General features: G+C 49.6%; 19 protein-coding genes and 1 pseudogene. 2 read left to right on the top strand and 18 right to left on the bottom strand.

The genetic code is table 11. The features are described 5' to 3' along the window. Window positions 1-82: 82 nt before the first annotated feature. The 8 genes from VB081_RS04385 to VB081_RS04350 form a co-directional block, all read right to left on the bottom strand. A complete protein-coding gene (locus tag VB081_RS04385) occupies window positions 83-1,090 on the bottom strand; it encodes a LacI family DNA-binding transcriptional regulator (RefSeq protein WP_323399631.1) in 1,008 nt (335 codons plus the stop codon). A 170-nt stretch (window positions 1,091-1,260) separates the two neighbouring features. Further along, window positions 1,261-1,644, bottom strand: a complete 384-nt coding sequence (locus VB081_RS04380; protein WP_323399630.1) for a hypothetical protein — start codon at window positions 1,642-1,644, stop codon at window positions 1,261-1,263. A 15-nt stretch (window positions 1,645-1,659) separates the two neighbouring features. Continuing rightward, window positions 1,660-2,631: an ABC transporter permease gene (locus VB081_RS04375; protein ID WP_323399629.1), complete on the bottom strand. Its 972-nt coding sequence runs from the start codon at window positions 2,629-2,631 to the stop codon at window positions 1,660-1,662. 1 nt (window position 2,632) lies between these two features. Then, complete coding sequence (locus VB081_RS04370) at window positions 2,633-4,153, bottom strand: sugar ABC transporter ATP-binding protein (protein WP_323399628.1); 1,521 nt, start codon at window positions 4,151-4,153, stop codon at window positions 2,633-2,635. Window positions 4,154-4,244: 91 nt separating this feature from the next. Further along, complete coding sequence (locus VB081_RS04365; RefSeq protein ID WP_323399627.1) at window positions 4,245-5,306, bottom strand: substrate-binding domain-containing protein; 1,062 nt, start codon at window positions 5,304-5,306, stop codon at window positions 4,245-4,247. A gap of 158 nt (window positions 5,307-5,464) precedes the next feature. Then, window positions 5,465-6,217, bottom strand: a complete 753-nt coding sequence (locus VB081_RS04360) for an amidohydrolase family protein (protein WP_323399626.1) — start codon at window positions 6,215-6,217, stop codon at window positions 5,465-5,467. 14 nt (window positions 6,218-6,231) lie between these two features. Beyond that, a complete protein-coding gene (locus tag VB081_RS04355; RefSeq protein WP_323399625.1) occupies window positions 6,232-7,647 on the bottom strand; it encodes a four-carbon acid sugar kinase family protein in 1,416 nt (471 codons plus the stop codon). 10 nt (window positions 7,648-7,657) lie between these two features. Beyond that, window positions 7,658-8,404: an SDR family NAD(P)-dependent oxidoreductase gene (locus tag VB081_RS04350; protein ID WP_323399624.1), complete on the bottom strand. Its 747-nt coding sequence runs from the start codon at window positions 8,402-8,404 to the stop codon at window positions 7,658-7,660. 522 nt (window positions 8,405-8,926) lie between these two features. Between VB081_RS04350 and VB081_RS04345 the strand changes: the two genes are divergently transcribed. Next, entirely contained in the window at window positions 8,927-9,106 is a 180-nt protein-coding gene (locus VB081_RS04345; protein WP_323399623.1) for a hypothetical protein, read from the top strand. A gap of 42 nt (window positions 9,107-9,148) precedes the next feature. Here the strand turns inward: VB081_RS04345 and VB081_RS04340 are convergent, their stop codons facing one another. The 7 genes from VB081_RS04340 to VB081_RS04310 form a co-directional block, all read right to left on the bottom strand. Further along, window positions 9,149-9,370 (bottom strand): helix-turn-helix domain-containing protein, encoded by a 222-nt coding sequence (locus VB081_RS04340; protein WP_323399622.1) that lies wholly within the window; start codon window positions 9,368-9,370, stop codon window positions 9,149-9,151. Between the two features lie 15 nt (window positions 9,371-9,385). Further along, entirely contained in the window at window positions 9,386-9,529 is a 144-nt protein-coding gene (locus tag VB081_RS14975; protein WP_323399632.1) for a hypothetical protein, read from the bottom strand. A gap of 170 nt (window positions 9,530-9,699) precedes the next feature. After that, window positions 9,700-10,101 (bottom strand): VOC family protein, encoded by a 402-nt coding sequence (locus VB081_RS04330; RefSeq protein WP_323399621.1) that lies wholly within the window; start codon window positions 10,099-10,101, stop codon window positions 9,700-9,702. A gap of 122 nt (window positions 10,102-10,223) precedes the next feature. Continuing rightward, window positions 10,224-10,631 (bottom strand): SufE family protein, encoded by a 408-nt coding sequence (locus VB081_RS04325; protein WP_323399620.1) that lies wholly within the window; start codon window positions 10,629-10,631, stop codon window positions 10,224-10,226. Next, window positions 10,628-11,857, bottom strand: coding sequence for an aminotransferase class V-fold PLP-dependent enzyme (locus VB081_RS04320; RefSeq protein WP_323399619.1), 1,230 nt, complete (start codon window positions 11,855-11,857; stop codon window positions 10,628-10,630). The genes VB081_RS04325 and VB081_RS04320 overlap by 4 nt, the downstream gene beginning before the upstream one ends. Before the next feature lie 5 nt (window positions 11,858-11,862). Continuing rightward, window positions 11,863-12,276: a hypothetical protein gene (locus VB081_RS04315; protein ID WP_323399618.1), complete on the bottom strand. Its 414-nt coding sequence runs from the start codon at window positions 12,274-12,276 to the stop codon at window positions 11,863-11,865. 4 nt (window positions 12,277-12,280) lie between these two features. Further along, complete coding sequence (locus VB081_RS04310; protein WP_323399617.1) at window positions 12,281-13,831, bottom strand: fucose isomerase; 1,551 nt, start codon at window positions 13,829-13,831, stop codon at window positions 12,281-12,283. 113 nt (window positions 13,832-13,944) lie between these two features. Between VB081_RS04310 and VB081_RS04305 the strand changes: the two genes are divergently transcribed. Further along, window positions 13,945-14,976 (top strand): AraC family transcriptional regulator, encoded by a 1,032-nt coding sequence (locus tag VB081_RS04305; RefSeq protein ID WP_323399616.1) that lies wholly within the window; start codon window positions 13,945-13,947, stop codon window positions 14,974-14,976. A 63-nt stretch (window positions 14,977-15,039) separates the two neighbouring features. Here the strand turns inward: VB081_RS04305 and VB081_RS04300 are convergent, their stop codons facing one another. The 3 genes and pseudogenes from VB081_RS04300 to VB081_RS04290 all read right to left on the bottom strand — a co-directional run. Continuing rightward, window positions 15,040-16,221 (bottom strand): ABC transporter permease, encoded by a 1,182-nt coding sequence (locus tag VB081_RS04300; protein WP_323399615.1) that lies wholly within the window; start codon window positions 16,219-16,221, stop codon window positions 15,040-15,042. After that, on the bottom strand, window positions 16,221-16,889 hold the full coding sequence (locus VB081_RS04295) for an ABC transporter ATP-binding protein (RefSeq protein ID WP_323399614.1): 669 nt from the start codon (window positions 16,887-16,889) through the stop codon (window positions 16,221-16,223). Before VB081_RS04295 ends, VB081_RS04300 begins: the two co-directional genes overlap by 1 nt. Window positions 16,890-16,902: 13 nt before the next feature. Further along, window positions 16,903-17,356, bottom strand: a pseudogene (locus VB081_RS04290) (HlyD family efflux transporter periplasmic adaptor subunit); the annotation flags it as partial.

Here is a 17,356-nt window from a genome sequence, read left to right as displayed (position 1 = left end):
GTTTTAGTTTATCGTTAAATCAATTTTAAACCCAAACAAAAACAAAGTCAATACAAAACCTCTATTTTGTTTTAAAAAATAATCAGGTGGATTCCCGCAGCACAAGCTCGGGCTTCAAAACGATGTCGACATGAAGGTCTTTATCCTTGGTGATCATCTCGATCAGCATCTGCGCGCCAAGCTCGCCGATCCTGTATTTTGGCTGACGTACCGTCGTTAGCGGTACACGCAAATATTTTGCGAATTCAATATCATCATAAGACGCCAAACGGATATCCTCTGGGATTCTGTACCCCTTTTCGATGATGCTGCTCATCGCGCCCACGGCGATCATATCACAGCCGCAGAACACCGTCTCCACAGGCTCCCCCGCGTCTAAGATATGCGACATCTGGTGATACCCTTCGTCAAAGCTGGGGTTCACATTGTAGACGATGCTTTCGTCATACGGGATGCCGTTTGCCTCAAGAGCCTCGCGATATCCGCGTTCGCGTTCTGCCGCTGTCGTAATGCTCTTTGCGATGTTGATGAAATGTATCTTTTTGCTGTTGGTCTTGATCAGATGGTTGATCATCTGATAAGTCCCGTAAACATTATCATTGATTACATAATTACCGGATTCATATTCGCACTTTCGCAGCAAAAACAGGTAGGGAATACCAAACGAATCCAGAAAATCCTTATGTTTTTCACTGGTGAGCGTGGAGGTCGCCAGCATAAAACCGTCGATCCTGTGGGAAACAAGTGTCCTGATCGCTTCCTTTTCCTTCTCCACGTTCGCGTGCGCATCAGCCAGAATAATGCTGTAGCCTTTTTCCGACGCTACCTTTTCGATCCCTTCGATCACCGGCGCGAACAGCGACAATGTAGAATCAGAGATGATCAGCCCCAGCGTTTTGGTCTCGTTGGTACGCAGGCTTTTGGCAATGGAATTCGGCCTGTAGTTGAGTTCCTCCGCAAGCTTTTTAACCTTATTGCGTGTTTCCTCGCTGATGCTGCGGTCACCGCGCAAAGCCTTCGACACTGCAGTCGCGGAAATGCCCAGCTTCGCTCCTATTGTTTTGAGTGTGACCGGTTTTTTCCCTGCCAATTCGCGTTTCCCTCGTCTCGCTTTTTTAACGTTTCTTACCTTGCATAATAACATCGAATTTTAGCCAAGTCAACAAAACCTTCATTTTTTACTTAAACGTAAAACCTATTGTATACAGTGAGTTTCCACCCCTTTTTATACCCATTTTCAACTACCGAATACTTTATCTGTTAATTTGCCTGTATTTCCTCAGGCCGGATGTTTTCCGTCTGTCCGTATATGAAGATGATCTCCACAAATCCGCCCTCTCCATACTCGAATACGTGCCACTCCAGCTCGTCAAAATGCAATGTCATTCCCTTTTCAAGCGTCATCTTATGCAGCAGGTTGTCCGGCTCGCCGCCATAGCGTACCCAGCCATTTTGCGCATCGACGATATATACGGTCTCCTCCGCATGGTTATGCGGCTCCATCGGCCCCGCCTCCGCGCAGTATTTTCCAAATCCGATCGACATTTTCTTGCTCGCAATGGGTGAATCCTTACCTACCACCTTGGTAATGATCCTGCCCGGCAGTACATCGCCTTTCAATTCGCTCTTTTTCCTTGCCTCCATAATATGCTCCTTTCTCTATGCGGTTCTCTTGCTCCTCATTACACGTTCGACCGCCACTGCGAAAATCAGAATCGCACCGACCGCAACCCCTTGCCAATAAGAAGATACGCCCATCAGGTTAAGTCCGTTCCTCAAAATACCCATCAACAGGATACCGATCAGCGTACCAATCAATGTGCCGCGACCGCCTGTTAAGGCCGTGCCGCCGATTACGACCGCCGCAACGCTGTCCAGGTTTAGATTAGAACCCGCATCCGGGTCAATCGCCATCAAGTGCGACGACTGTACAAACGCGGCCACCAGCGCGCACACTGCCGAAATAACATATGGTATCATTTTGAACATACCAACGCGTACACCGGTATATTCCGCTGCCGTTTCGTTACTGCCGATTGCGTAGATCATTCTGCCCGGCTTGGTAAAGCGCAGGAACAAAAAGCCCAGTACAAATACAACGATCAGGATCAATACATAGCTCGGAATGCCTGCCAGCGTAAATTCGTCAATTTGTTCCATGATTTTAGGCAGATTAGAGACCGGCTTCGCATCCGATATAATATATGCCAGCCCATGGAATATGGACATCGTTCCCAGCGTTACAATGAACGGCTCGAGCTTTACGTGCGCAATTAGCACACCATTGATGATACCGCACACAAGCGCTACGCCAATCCCGACCAGTATGCCTTCCAAAAGACCAACGTTGAGAATAGTATAACACATCGACCATCCTGCCAGTTCAAATACCGAGCCTACCGACAGGTCGATCCCGCCTGTAATGATAATCATCGTCTGCCCTACGGCAACAATACCAAGTGCGCTGATCTGGTACAAGATATTAATCAGATTTCGCGAGGATAAAAACACAGGGGACATGATACTAAAGGCCACGAACAGGCAAATAAGGGCGATGCCCACACCAAATTCCGATGTATGATTCCTTCTCAGTGCCTTCAGAGGGTTCATAGGCTTTACATTGTTTTCCATTTTACTCCACACCTTCCGTTTTATCTGTATCTGTAATAGCATATTGCAGGATTCCCTGCTCTGTTGCGTCATCACTGTTCATTTCGCACACGATTTTTCCATCATTGACGACAATAATCCGATCGCAGGTCGATATCACTTCCTGCATCTCCGAAGAAACCACAATGATCGATTTTCCTGCCGCCGCCAGCTCACGGATCAGGCTATAGATTTCAATTTTTGTTCCCACGTCGATTCCCTTTGTGGGTTCATCGAAAATGAACACCTCCGCGTCCATCGCCAGCCACTTACTCAACAGAACCTTTTGCTGGTTTCCACCGGAAAGCGAGTTTGCGATCGCTTTTGGCGTATCCATCTTGATCTTCAGCTTTTGTGTCAGCGAAGAAACAAGCGCTGTGTACTGCTTTTCATATGATATGAAGCGTTTGCTTTTATTGATACTGGTGACCGTCATATTTGTTTCGATGGGCAACTCCACAAAGATACCCTTTTGCTTACGATCCTCAGGAATCAACACAATACCCTCGTCGATCACCTTTTTGGTGTTGTATCCAAGGATATCCTTGCCGTTTATATATACAGCTCCGCTCGTTGCTTTGCGTCTCCCAAAAATCGTTTCCATAATTTCCGTACGCCCAGCGCCCACAAGTCCCGCGAATCCAAGAATTTCCTTCTTTCGCAGTACGAACGAAACATCCCTGATCTTGCTTCCATCCGATAGGTTTTCCACCCGCAAGACTTCCTCTCCCAGTTCACGCGGTTGCTTTTGTCCATAAAAATCGTTGACGTCACGCCCCACCATAAGCTTAATCAGCTTGAATTTATCCAGCTCCTCGATGGGCACGCGCGAGGCTACGAGTTTGCCGTCGCACAGCACCGTCACTACGTCACTGATCGCAAATATCTCGTCAAAGCGGTGCGTTACGATAATGATAGAAACGCCCTCGCTTTTCAGCCTGCGGATCAGCTTAAAAAGCCTGTCCACCTCGCTTAAGGAAAGTGCTGTCGTCGGTTCGTCAAAAATAAGGATATTATTATGCTGCGCCACCGCCTTCATAATTTCCACGATCTGCTGTTGCCCTACAGTGAGCTCGGATACAATCGTATGAACAGGCGGAAAATTATCGAGATCAAAATCTTCAAACAACTCTTTTGTTTTTTCGATTAATTTTTTTCTGTTATAAAATGCGTTTTTCTGGTAGCTTGCATCTTCAAGCATATAAATGTTTTCCGCGATCGACATATGCTGCATCAGGTTCAATTCCTGCGCAACCATAGCGATCTTCAGCTTTTTCGCCTTTACTGGCGTAATATTCTTTTCTTCCTGCCCATTGACAAGGATCGTTCCTTCATCAACCGAATTGATGCCCACAAACATTTTTCCCAGCGTCGATTTGCCCGCGCCGTTTTCGCCGACGATGCAGTGCACTTCTCCACTCTTTAGCTTGAAATCCACCGAATCCAGGGCTTTGATACCGCCGAAATGTTTGCTGACGCCAATCGCCTCAAGATAGTATTCCATGAAAACTCTCTCCTATGTATTCCCTGTCGCCAGTGGCGGGGGAACGAAGGCTTTTGCCTCCGCATCCCCACATCCCACCTTTGTTTTTGCGTTAGCCCTGCGGCCCGAATGTAGAATCCAAAACTCCATCCACTGTTTCCGCTGCGTTTTCAACTGTAACGAGCGGGCACGGTGTGGAAACTTTTTCTCCCGCCTTGCCATCCTTTAAGAAATCAAACATCTGCTGCGAAATCATCTGTCCATGCGTAAAGAGAGGCTGAATCGCCATAACGCTGATCTTACCGTCCTTTGTTGCAGAAAGACTCTCCGGCGAACCGTCAAATCCGCCTAAAACGATCACATCTTCGCGTCCTGCATCCTGAACCGCCTTCATCGCGCCCAGAACAGCTTCATCATAGTTGCAGTACAGAATCGAAATATCGTCGTTTGCCGTGAGCAAGTCCTGTGTGAATTTGTAAGATTCATCTCTCGTATAATCGACTGCTTCTTTGATGTAACCAATCTCGATGTCCGCTTCTTTCATCGCTTTTTCAAATCCTGCGTGACGCGCCTGGCCATTGGAACGCGCGAGGCTGATCGTGATCGTAGCCGCTTTGCCTGTCAGGCCTTTTTCCGCATACTTTTCAGCAAGATATTTTCCTGCCTCATAGCAGCCGTCCGTGTTCTGTGCGTCTACCATGCCTTCATACTGCACAGCCTCGTCATCGGGAGCAATGTGCAGTACCCATGCCGGGATCCCCGCCTTGTTGAACTCCTTGATCGCAGAACTTGCGCTCGCACTGTCCGTCCCGCAGATCACGACCGCATCATAGCCCATCGTGCTGACGTCCTGCGCGTTTTGCAGTTGTGTTCCCGCATTGCCGCCCGAGTTGAAAGATTTGGGGTCCATGCCCAATTCTTTCGCCTTTGCCTCAAATCCGTCGGCTGTCGCTTTCCATGCCGGGTTTTCAAGGTCCGCCACCAGATACGCCACTTTATAAGCGCCGTCCGTGCCTGCGTCCTTGCCCGTGTCCGCAGCAGGACTTTGCTCAGCTGCCTCCGTCGGTGCTGCCGCCGATGCGCTTTCCGATGCTGCGGGCTGGGGAGCCTGTCCGCAAGCAACCATAGAGAGCACCAACGCGACCACCAGTACTACCATAAGTATTTTCTTCATTTCACTTCCTCCTTGAATATTGTTAGGTTTGCCGTTTTTATACAAAAGCGGTCAAAAACCTTTGTTTTATTGAAATTTAGCGTGCAGAAAGAAACCTGTGCGTTTTTCCGCCCAACCTCATGTTGCTATTGATCGGATTCTAAGATTTTAAGAGCGCCTTAAAATTGCAGTCCAAGCCTAAATACCTCGTTCGCGGCTCTGCCCATACACCATTGCCATTCTTCTTCAGTCAGATCAATCGTGTTGTATTTTGCCAGCTCCGAAGGAATGTTAGATGCTTCGTCTCCCGCGAACATCACACGTTTTGCGCCGTAATGCTTCACCATATGCTCGATATGGTGCGCCGCCGTCCATGAGGTATCCATATAAATATTGCTGCATTCGTCTGCCGCAAGGAATACCTCCCCCGCGCCAAGGATCATACCGCTGTGTGCAAAGATACATTTTACGTTTGGAAATTGCTTTGCACGCCCGATGCAGTGCGCGGGCAGCGAAAACGGGATTCCCGTTCCCGTGTGTACCATGATCGGTATTTTGAACTCGTCGCATACCTTCCACATCATTTCCCCCACCTTTGCCATGGGGTTTACTGCCTGCGCGTTGGGGCTCAACTTCATTCCCACAAAACCGAGTTCTTCCACGCAGCGTTTTGCCTCGTCATAAAACTGCTGTTCCTTCAAATAAGGCGTCATGCTGATCATGCCGAAAATCCGCTTGTCATACTGCTTTGAAAAACGGTATATCCTGTCATGCGACTCGCGGATATCCGCTATGTCAATCAGCCCAAACATAGGCTGTACGATCGACACATCTACGCCGTTTTTATCCATCGCAGATAGTATCTCATCTTCCGTCCTTACTTCGTCAAAAACCCTATCTACTCCAAGATGTGCATGGATATCGATAATCATAGGCCTTCTCCTTTTCAACTGTCGAGTCTTTGTAGCAGCTTCTTCAGTGTATCTTCCTGCCCCACGTTACCGGGGAAAATAACATAATTCATTCCTTTGAACTGGTTTTCTGTATCAATCCGCCATACCGGAACCCCCGCCTCAGCCTGTCCCAAAACCATAGCGCGCCTAACGCCCAGCCCCTTTACACCGATATCGCTTGAGGTGATCCCTCCCTTGGCGATCAGGTATCCCGGCTGCTTCGGCAAATTTCTGACGATCTCGATCAAAAAATTCGAAATCGTTTTGGCATTGCTAATCTTTTCTTCTTGGCTCAGTTCCCCGCCAAAATATGTTCTTGACGTATAGATGCAGCTTGTCCGTCCCGCCTTCATCGATGCGCCGATCCCGTCCATGATCTGCTTTAGCTGTTCCTTTAGGTCATTTTTCAGAATGTCCTCCACCCTGATCTCATAACAGTCTATTCCGTCAAGCGTCTTTAATGCCGCCAACTGCTCTGTCGTCTTTTTCACAAAAGAACCAACAATGACGATGCCTGCCTCGCCGCGCGGATTCAACTCCTGTTTTGTAAGGCACGGGCGCTGCTCCATGCCGCCCAACACGCGTACCATCGAAGCACCCGAACGGAATACATACCGTTTGCCCCTTCCAATGCACTTCATAAGCGCGATGCAAAAGGTCTCCAAGTCCCGATAGGCCGCCGCATCCACGACGATACCCGTCCCCTTGGGCGCGTCCATCATGCTTTGCGCAATACTGTCTGTATCACCTTTGCGCAGCGTTTCGATGTCGATATTCAAAAAACGTTTGGGGTCATAGTCCGCCTTTCTTTTTTCGCATACCCATTTCGTAATGTCCGAGTTCTCAAACGCAAACACCGGATCATGCGCAAATTCCGTCTGCGCCACAGGCACAAGCGCGTCCTGCCATAAATAGTGGGTTCCATGAAGCGTATAGCGCCCGCCTTCGATAAAGGCCGGAACGTGTATCTCCGCATCGATCCCCGCGTCGCCATAAAGCTCCCGCACGATCGTATCCATTTCAACAGGATAATGCGCACGCATGGTGGAGTCCCCGCGTAAAACGATCAGCAAACTGCTACTGTCGATATTTTTCTCGTGCGCTGCTCTTTTTAGGTTGTCTGCGATCTCTGTGTGCAGCAATTTTGTTTCATCGTAGGAAAGCGCCCGTGAGTTGGTCAGGATAAAGACCACCTTGCTTTCTTCCGACAAAATGTTCCTGCATTCCTCCTTTGTCCATGAGGTATAGACAGGAACATCGTATACGGTTTGTACGCCTGTCGGATCGTCGTCCAGCACGATCACTTTGCCCGCAAACGATTGTACCGCCTTTTTCCAATCAACCTCTACTTCGCTTTCGTCTCTTACATCCGTAATATTCAGTTTTTTAAGCAAAGCCGCTTCATCCATTTTTACTTCCTCACCCAAAATACATGCCGCCGTTTACATCGAGCACCGCCCCCGTAACAAACGCAGCGTCGTCCGAACACAGAAACACGATCGCCGCCGCAACTTCATGTATCTTTCCAAAGCGTCCAAGCGGAATATTTTTGACCAAAGCGTCAATTTCGCTATTCGATAACCCGTCCAAAATCCCCGTATCCGTCGATCCGGGAGCAACCGCGTTGACATTGATGCCGTACTTTGCAAGCCGCGACGCAAACCCACGCGTTAGCCCAACGATGCCCGCCTTTGTCGCGGCATAACCCATTCCGTTCGCAATGCCGCCATTTCTGCCGGCAAGGGACGAAAGATTAACGATCTTACCATACCGCTGTTCCTCCATGTACGGCAAAACCTTCTGTGTCGCAAAAAACACGCTTTTTAAGTTGATCGCAAGGATGTTGTCCCATTCTTCTTCCGTGATATCTTCGATCGGGGTCGCATGGAATATCCCTGCGTTGTTGATCAGAATATCGACTGATCCGAACGTATCCGCGGCGGTTTTGACCATCTTTTCGATGTCGCTTACCTGCTTCACGTTGACCTGTACCGCTTTTGCTTTCAAGCCTTTTTTCACAAGCTCATCTTCAACGGTTTTCGCCATCTCGAAATTCATATCGGCAATCACCGCATTGCCGCCATGTTCCGCAATCAGCTCAACGCAGCCTCTGCCGATCCCTTTTGCCCCGCCTGTTACAATAGCGGTTCTCCCTGTAAAATCCATGAAAAACATCTCCTTTTCGTCCCAACAAGCCCTTTTATATGATTGTACTTTTCAGCAAATTTGTGTTAGTTTATCGTTCGACTTGATTCTCATGCGATACTGCGGATCCGCCACTTTTATCGATTCGTCAAAAATCCGTAAAATTCATTTGCAGTAAAACGTTTGCTGCGTTGTTATCGTTTTGTTTGATTTAAAAATATAGAATAAAAAATAATGTCTTTGGGTTATGTTTGCTTTGTAAATTTAGTTTAACGTTAAATCTATTCTTTGTCAATAACAAAATCATAATTTTTTACGGCTTTTTATTTTTTTCTTTTTCTATTTCATTAAATTTCCTTTTATACAGCTATATTTCACATCAAAGCTGCAATCAATTATAATCGATCATTCCCCCCAACGTTGACTGCAAACAGGATATTTTAGTTTAACGTTAATCCATTTTTTGTCATTTTTCCATGTTTACCGCCAGGCTGATCCGTGTATTAGGTATAAAACCAGTAACCCATAAAGGAGGGATCTGCTATGACGAAACAAGGACACCGCTCTGCGGTTCATAATAATGAGATCCGCAAAGAGCACGACGCATACGAAGCTGAAAACAGCAGGGAACGCGCGCACATCAAAGAAGATGTACAAAGACATCGTGAACGCGAGCAACAATCTGAAGAAGCGAAGAAATATGAATCCGAAGAAAAAGCATAGCATCAAAAAAACCGGCTTCTGTGGGAGCCGGTTTTTATTATTCTATAGTAACTCTCTTGGCGCAACACCAAGCGCCTCTGCAATCGCAATCAACATATAGACACTCAACATCGCCTTGTTGGTAGAAGCCTCAATCTGGCTAAGGTAACCGCGACTCATTCCAACCTCATCAGCAAGCTCTTGTTGCGTCCATTGTTTTGCTTTCCTATATTTTCTTATGTCATTTCCAATTTGTTTAAAATAGGATTTGTATCTATCTTCCATACGATGTCCTTAACATCATTTTATTTCGACATCTACTTTCCCGTTCTTTTCTTCATACTTCTTTACATACGCCGAAAGGATATGCACAATCTCTTTATTTGCAGACCTTTGGTTTTCCCATGCTATGACTTTGAGTTTCCCTAACAGTTTTTCGGACATCCTCAACGAAAATGATAAAGAATAAGTACCAGTCCTCTTTTCCATCTTATTAATCCCTGACCCCTTAATAATTGTCGATCCTTTTTAAAAATATTATAATCGCAAAAACGGGTCAATATTATTTGCAGTCAAGGTGTCGGTACCCGTATAACAAATAATAGCAGAGTAGATCAATTGGCATCCTTATATCTTTTTGGTAAAATGCAAAAGGGATGCCCCGCGGGGTCAAGCATCACACGCCATTCATCTTCTAATTGAACGGGCGAAAGCTCTGCGCCGCAAGCGATCGCATGTCTTATGCCTTCTTCCAGATCGTCAACGTGGAAATCCAAATGCACCATCTGCTGTTGATGTCCCTCAGTAGCAGGCCATACAGGTTTTGTATAGTTTTCGACTTGCTGGAAAATCAGCTCGGGCGCTCCGTCCCGTTTGCCGTTGTTCACCAAAATCCACTCATCATCTGGGGTATAGTCATACCGTTTCCAGCCAAGTAATTTTGCATAAAATTCCGACAATTCCTCTGCATTGCCCGAATCCAAAACGACGCACATTGTTTCCAGTTTTAATCCCATTGCTTCAAAACTCCTGTCTGCATTATTTTCACATTTTCAATGCCTGTTTCCCATACAATATATCATCAAAAAACAAAGGGGACAAGCTTTTGCAATGCCTGTTCCCTTTGCATTCTTTACATTTATTGTTTTTCCGCAAACTTCTTGATCTCTTGAATCACCGCCGCCATGCCGCGAAAGCGGTCGGTGGACATCTGTTCCTTTAGCGGCGTCGCGTCCACAAAGTGCATTTCGTAATTCAGTATCTCCTCCGGCGTACGGCCATCAAGCAGCGATACCACCACCGCAAGAATGCCCCTGATGATCAGCGCGTCGCTATGTGCGCGTATCCTCACCCTGCCGTCCTCATGCTCCATCACAAGCCATACGCCCGACTGGCAGCCCGCCACGCGCCTCTCACCCGTGCGCAATGCTTCGGGCAGCTCCGCCACGCCGCATATCATCTCGATCAGGTACTCGTACTGCAAAAACCAGTCGTCAAGCTCATTGAAATCATCAATGAATTGTTGTTCCTTTTCCCTGATCGTCATAGCCTGCCTCCCCATTTACGCAGCATCGCCGCCGATTTTTCAATACCCGCGCACAAAGCGTCTATCTCTGCTTCCGTGTTATAAAACGCGGGGGATACACGCGTCACGTCCGTAAGCCCAAAGCTTTGCAGCGCGACCTGTGCGCAGTGGCTGCCCGAGCGTACGGCGATACCTAGCTTATCAAGCATGCTCGCCATGTCGTACGAATGGATTCCTTCCATCCAAAAGGAAAGTACGCCCTCTCTTTTTTTAGGTTGCCCTAAAATATGCACGCCCTCGGCCTGTCCAAGTTCATGCTCCGCATAGGCAAGCAGCTCGTTTTCCCGCCTGCCGATGGCTTTACGTCCAAGTTGTTCCAAATACTGTACCGCTGCGCCAAGCGCGACCGCACCCGCAAAATCGGGCGTACCCGCCTCCAGCCGTGCCGGCAGCGGCGCAAATGTCGTTTTATTTTCTGTTACCACGTCCACCATACCGCCGCCGAAGCGCGAAGGCGCAAGCCGCTCAAGCTGTTCCCGCTTGCCATACAACACGCCGACCCCTGTCGTCGCCAGCATCTTGTGTCCTGAAAAGCAATAGAAATCGCAATCCAGTGCGCCTACGTCGGTGTTTGCGTGCCGTACGCCCTGTGCGCCATCTACAAGCACGGGAATGCCTTTTTCGTGCGCTAAGGAAATGATCTCCGCAAGCGGCGTAACCGTGCCTATCAGGTTGGATACCTGTGTGACCGCCAGCATCTTCGTCCGTTCATTCAACATAGTGCGGTACGCCTGTATATCGATCTCGCCATCCGGCGCAGGCATCCTGCGCAGCCGCGCGCCTTTGCGCATGCAAAGCTGCTGCCACGGCACAAAGTTGGAATGGTGCTCCAGTACAGATACAATGATCTCGTCCCCTTCGCTGATATACGGCTCCATGCCATCCGCAACAGTGTTGATTGCGTCCGTCGTGCCGTGCGTAAAGACGATTTCACTATCGCTGTGCGCACCGATAAACGCCGCCACCGCGCCACGCGCTTCTTCCATCTTTTGCGTCGAGCGTTCACTCAGGTAATGGATGCCCCGGTGCACATTAGCATGCTCGTGCTCATAATGTCCACACACCGCGTCAAGCACCTGCCGCGGCACTTGTGTCGTGGCAGCATTATCGAGGTATACAAGCGGCCGCCCGTACACCTCCTGCTCCAATATGGGGAAATCCTTCCTACATCCCTCAATACCGCCCATTTTCTTTACCCCTTCGCGCCCAGCGCAGGCAAAACCAGCTCTGTCAAGTCCTCCAGCGTCTTCACCTGCGCAATGTCGTCCGGCGCAAGCCTGATACCAAGCTCCCGCTGCACCGCCATAAAGAACAGCACCTTCTTGATGGTTGCGGACGTGGCTCCTTCACAGCTGGTCGCAAGGTCTACTTCCTTCAAAAGCTCCTTGCTGATCTTTAAACTCTTTGCAATACTCGCCTTCGAAAGCTCGTCTATATCGTCCGACGCGCACTCATCTTGCTCCAGCATAAATTTGCGCTCCAAATACTGCCGCAAGTGTTTATTTAAAAACTTCCTGTCCGGCTTTTCGTTTGCAAGGATGGCTGCCGCCACGCGCGCAGCGGCCTCTTTTGACTGCAAAAGCCTTTCTTTGATGCTTATGTCCATTTTCCTACGCCGTGATAACTTCCAGGCCAAGGATCTCGCCCAGCCGCTCAAGCTCCTTCGTGTAATCTCCGTATATAAGGGGCATATGGTTGCCCACAAACTTCTGCGCGTCATAAAACGTTTTCTGGTCTTCCGGCTTAAAGTATACCGCCGTGTTACAGTTATCATAATCATAACCGCCGCCGCCAACGATCGTGCCCTTAGCCACAAACAGCTTTTTCACGTCTGGTGAAAAACGCACCATCGTGATCACCTGGTCAACGTCCTTGTTGAAATCGTAGCGCAGCACCGCGCCAAACCCCTGTTCATATGCAAAGTGGCGGATAGCATACTCTGCCTGCTCCCCGTCAAGGCCGTGCAGCTTACGGTTGGGTACAGAGTGCTCGATCACGTAAAGATCGTTAAGGTCGCCGCGCTTTTCGATAAAGTCGAGGTCTTCCTCGTGTACAAAGAACGAACTTTCGATCGCGTCGCGGTTCAGCTTGCCATCCTCCATCGGGAGCGGCACGCAGTTGCCCATATAAGGCGCCTTATACGAAACGCCCGTTAAAAGCATCATGGAAAGCAGCGCATTGATGTCGTATTCGCACGCCGACGGGATACCCTGCTCGTTCAAGAGCGAGTGCGTCATACAGAACGTGAACTGCTGTTCGTTGATGCGCCGGGTAGAGCATACGTCCGGGCACGGCACGGTAAACGCGTTACAGTCCGCCATATCAAGGTTCTTTTTGACCGTCACATAAGCGATCAGCGACTTCTCCAAAAATTTCCTGTCCACGTGCACTTCCTTTGCGTCGCGCATCATCTCGTCCGCGAGGCGCCTTACCTCTGCCATATCTTCTTCCGTCAAATCCGGTGTTTCACGTCCCGGCGTGGTGGGGTTGCCGCCCTCTACCGCCGGCGACATCTGGTCTAACAGCTCGTGGATGTTCTTATAACGGAACTTCACGCCCAGCTTATCTGTCACGTCCTCTAAAGAGCGGAACGTGTCCACGCTCGAAAACGACATCGTCGAATTGAAGCGCGAGCTTAAGAGCACGCTCGTGTTGTTAAGAACCTTGCGCAGGCGCAGCGCCTTTAAGTCCGTCGCCAGCTCCGGCCATGTACGCGCGGCATAAAATTCCAGATCGCGGCTTGTAAGCGCAGCCGACAGAGCGAGCACCTCACAGCAGGCGGTGGGGACCACTGCAGCAGGCTTTTTGGTACGTTGTGCGATTTCCAGAACGATCTCGTTGCGGCCAATGTACGTACGGAACAAATACAGATCCGTCTGCTCATTGTCCTCCATGATCGTTTTGTACATTTCTTCTTCCTGATTCCAGTCGTCGTAACGCTCCACATAAACAGGCGGCAGAATGTTGACCTCCTGCGGCATATGTTTTTTTACATCTTCCTGAAACTGCTTATACATCTCGCGTTCCATAATCTCGTCATATCCGGGCTGTAGCGCGTCGCCCTTACCAAAGCGGCACGGCCCCTCATAAAAATATTTGTGTACCAGCGCAATAAACACCGGCTTTACGTTGAGTTTTACTGCATTTGCTTTTTTGATCATTTGGAAACCTCCCTTTTTTCTTTCTGTCTCCATCATATCAGTAAAAAGAAAGATGAAATATTGCATATCAGGGCAACTTTTATGGTATATTGGTTACAGGGAGCGATGTTGCAATGATACATATTCCGCTTACGCCAAACGAACAACTATGTAAATATTTTTACGAGCAGGGGCTCGATCTGGATCCGTTGCTTTCTGACGGCCTGTCTATCGATACGGTACGGGATTTTGACGTGCGCGCGTTCCGCGAGGATAAAACGACGTTGTACGCCGATTTTTCCAAGAGCGTCAACCGCTTCGAAGAGGATATCATGATCCCCGGCGGCGCAGACGTGAGTATACAACTGCACCCGCGTTATATGCCTGTCAAAAGCCATAGCCATGAATTTATCGAGTTTGTGTATGTCTATCAGGGCAGCTGCACCGAGTATATCGACGATACGCCCTACAAAATCGGCGAAGGGGATTTGTTTTTACACGCGCCGGGTACGTGGCACCGCATGGATATTTTCGAGGACGACTGTATCGTGTTTCATATCATCGCGCGGCGTTCCACGTTTGATACGGTGTTTTTGTCGCTGCTCAATCACAACGACTTGCTGTCCGCCTTCTTTGCGCACACCATCTACGGCAATCATCAGGGCGGCTATCTGCACTTCAAAACCGCGGGAGACGGTAAGCTGCGCGACTGGATATACCAAATGTATCTCGATAGCGCAGAACAGGACGATTATTCCGCACGGCTGCTAAACATCCAGTTCGAATGGCTGTGCGTGCGCCTGCTGCGCTTTCACTTAGGTGATTTTGGCTTCAGCGGGACAGAGGAAACATCCGGCGATATGATTGGCGTACTCAACTACATGACCGACCATTTCAAAAGCGCTACGCTTGGCTCAGTGGCGGAAAAGTTCCACTACAGCACCAGCGGGCTGCAGCGCATGGTCAAGAAAAACACCGGGCGCTCCTTTAACGAGCTTTTGTTGCACATGCGCCTCAAAAAGGCGTGTGCACTGCTCAAAAACCGTACCCTCACCATACAGGAGGTTGCCGACGGTTCCGGTTTCCATGATTTAAGCAACTTCCATCGCGCGTTCAAGAAGGAATTTGGCATCACGCCCGCGCGCTACCGCAAACAACTAAAATAGCAGAGACATAAAAGAGGAAGGGCGTTCCCTTCCTCTTTTTCAATGTTCAGCTTTGTCTTATGTTTACCCCTCGTAGCGCAGCGCCTCGATGGGGTTTTTCTTCGCCGCCTTGTTCGCCGGGTATATCCCGAACAGCACGCCGATCGCCACAGAGAAAACGACCGCGATGAGCACCACTCCGCCCGACATCTGAAACGTCAGGTAAGCGCTCGCCACCACAGAGGCGATCTCGATGATCACCCACGACAACGCCACGCCAATCAGACACCCAAGCAAGCTCAATACAAGTGACTCGACCAAAAACTGTGACAAAATACTGCCCCTGCTCGCGCCGATCGCTTTACGAATACCTATCTCACGCGTGCGCTCCGTCACCGACACCAGCATGATATTCATAATGCCGATGCCGCCCACAAGCAATGATATCGCGGCGATCCCGCCCAGAACAAGCGTCAGGATGCCCGTGATGTTGCCCATCGTGTCGGCAATGATCGACGAGTTCATGATAGAAAAAGCATCCTCGTCCTGCTTTAGGCGATTCATCATGATGCTGTTTACCGTGTCCTCCGCTTCATTGAGCCGATCCGGCTCTGATGCAGAAACATAAAAGCCCGTGATGCCCGCCCCACTGTCCGACATGCGCGTCGCCACGCTGAACGGGATGTACGCCTGCGAATTGCCCATCAGGCTTGCCATGATCGAGTCGCTCTTTTCCAACACGCCAACCACCTGAAAGTTTCTGCCGTTTAGCGAAACCGTTTCTCCTAATGCGTCCGCGCTTCCAAAGAGGTTGGTCGCAAGCTCGTTGCTCAGCACCGCCACATAAGAGCTGTTATCCACGTCCGTTGTCTTTAAAAACCTTCCCTGTCCAAGCGTCAGCCCCTGTATATCGTAATACGCGGCGTTCGTCCCATAGACGGTTGCCGTTTCATCATTATATCCGTGCTTTGCCGTCGCATTGATCTGCGCGGAGGGCGCGACCTCGCCGATCACGTCTTCATTCTGCAACGCAGTCAGCTCACTTAGCTTGATCGGGTTTTCCTTATCGTCCATAATCGACACAGAAAGCATATCGTTGCCCATGCTTTCCACCTGCTCCGTGATAGAAGATGTCGCGCTGCTGACGATAGAGACAAGCACCACAAGCGCGATCACGCCGATGATGATACCCAGCATCGTAAGAAAGGATCGCATCTTGCTGGCTGCAATGGCGCTGAATGCCATTTTGATCGATTGCAATAACATCAGGCCACCTCCTCAACACGTCCGTCCATAATATAAATACGCCTGTTTGCCTGCTTCGCGACCGCGTCGTCGTGCGTAATCAGCACGATCGTATTCCCGCTCTCATGCAGCTCATGAAACAGCCGCATAATGTCCTGCCCCGTTTTGGAATCGAGGTTACCCGTAGGCTCGTCCGCCAAGAAAAGCGACGGACGCGTGACCAGCGCCCGCGCGATCGCCACGCGCTGCTGCTGCCCGCCCGAAAGCTCTGTCGGCCTGTGCTTTCTTCTTTCCCACAGCTCCACGCGGCGCAGTGCTTCTTCTACGCGCTCCTTACGCTCCGAGGGACGTACCCCCTGATAAATAAGGGGCAGTTCCGCATTTTCCTCCGCCGTCAGCTTCGCAAGCAGGTTGAAATTCTGGAAAATAAAACCAATCTTGTGGTTACGTATACGCGCAAGCTCATTTTCGCTATATTGCTCGATCGACTGTCCGTCCAGAAAATACTCCCCACTGTCCGCCATATCAAGGCAGCCGATAATATTCATCAAAGTGGACTTTCCGCTTCCCGAAGGGCCGATGATGCTCACAAATTCACCCGCACCGATCCGCAGGTTGGCATGGTCTAAGGCACGCACTTCTTCGTCGCCAATGTTGTATATCTTAGAAACATCTTTCATTATGATCATGTCTGCGCGCTCCTTATTTTACTTCTACCGCCTGTGCTCTCGTGCCGCCCATCATGCCTGCCCCCGGCATACCGAACATCATGTCCGACTGTCCTGTCGTCTTCACATAATAGACCGTCTGCCCTTCTGTAAGGCCTTCCGTGATCTCTACCACGTCCCCGTCCGAAAGACCTGTTTTTACTTCTGTCTCGCCTGTCGGCAGGTTCGTTTCCGGGTCAAGCTGTGTATATACGAATACCGCCCCGCCCCGCTCCTGCAGCGCGTCCACCGGAATCGTCAAAATATCTTCCTTCTCATTGATCATGATCGTTGCCGTCGCGTTCATGCCCGCGCGCATCTTGTCGTCGCGCGCAATACGTATCTGCGCCTTATATTTCGATACCCCTGAGCTCGTTTCCGAAGCGTCCGCTACTTTTGTGATCGTACCTGCATATTCCTGATCCTCCATCGCATCAAACACAATGCTC

Origin of the sequence: Christensenella sp., from assembly GCF_034927525.1 — a bacterium.
Lineage (GTDB): Bacteria > Bacillota > Clostridia > Christensenellales > Christensenellaceae > Christensenella.
The sequence above is the reverse complement of the archived record's forward strand: the minus strand, read 5'-3'. Positions and strand labels throughout refer to the sequence as shown.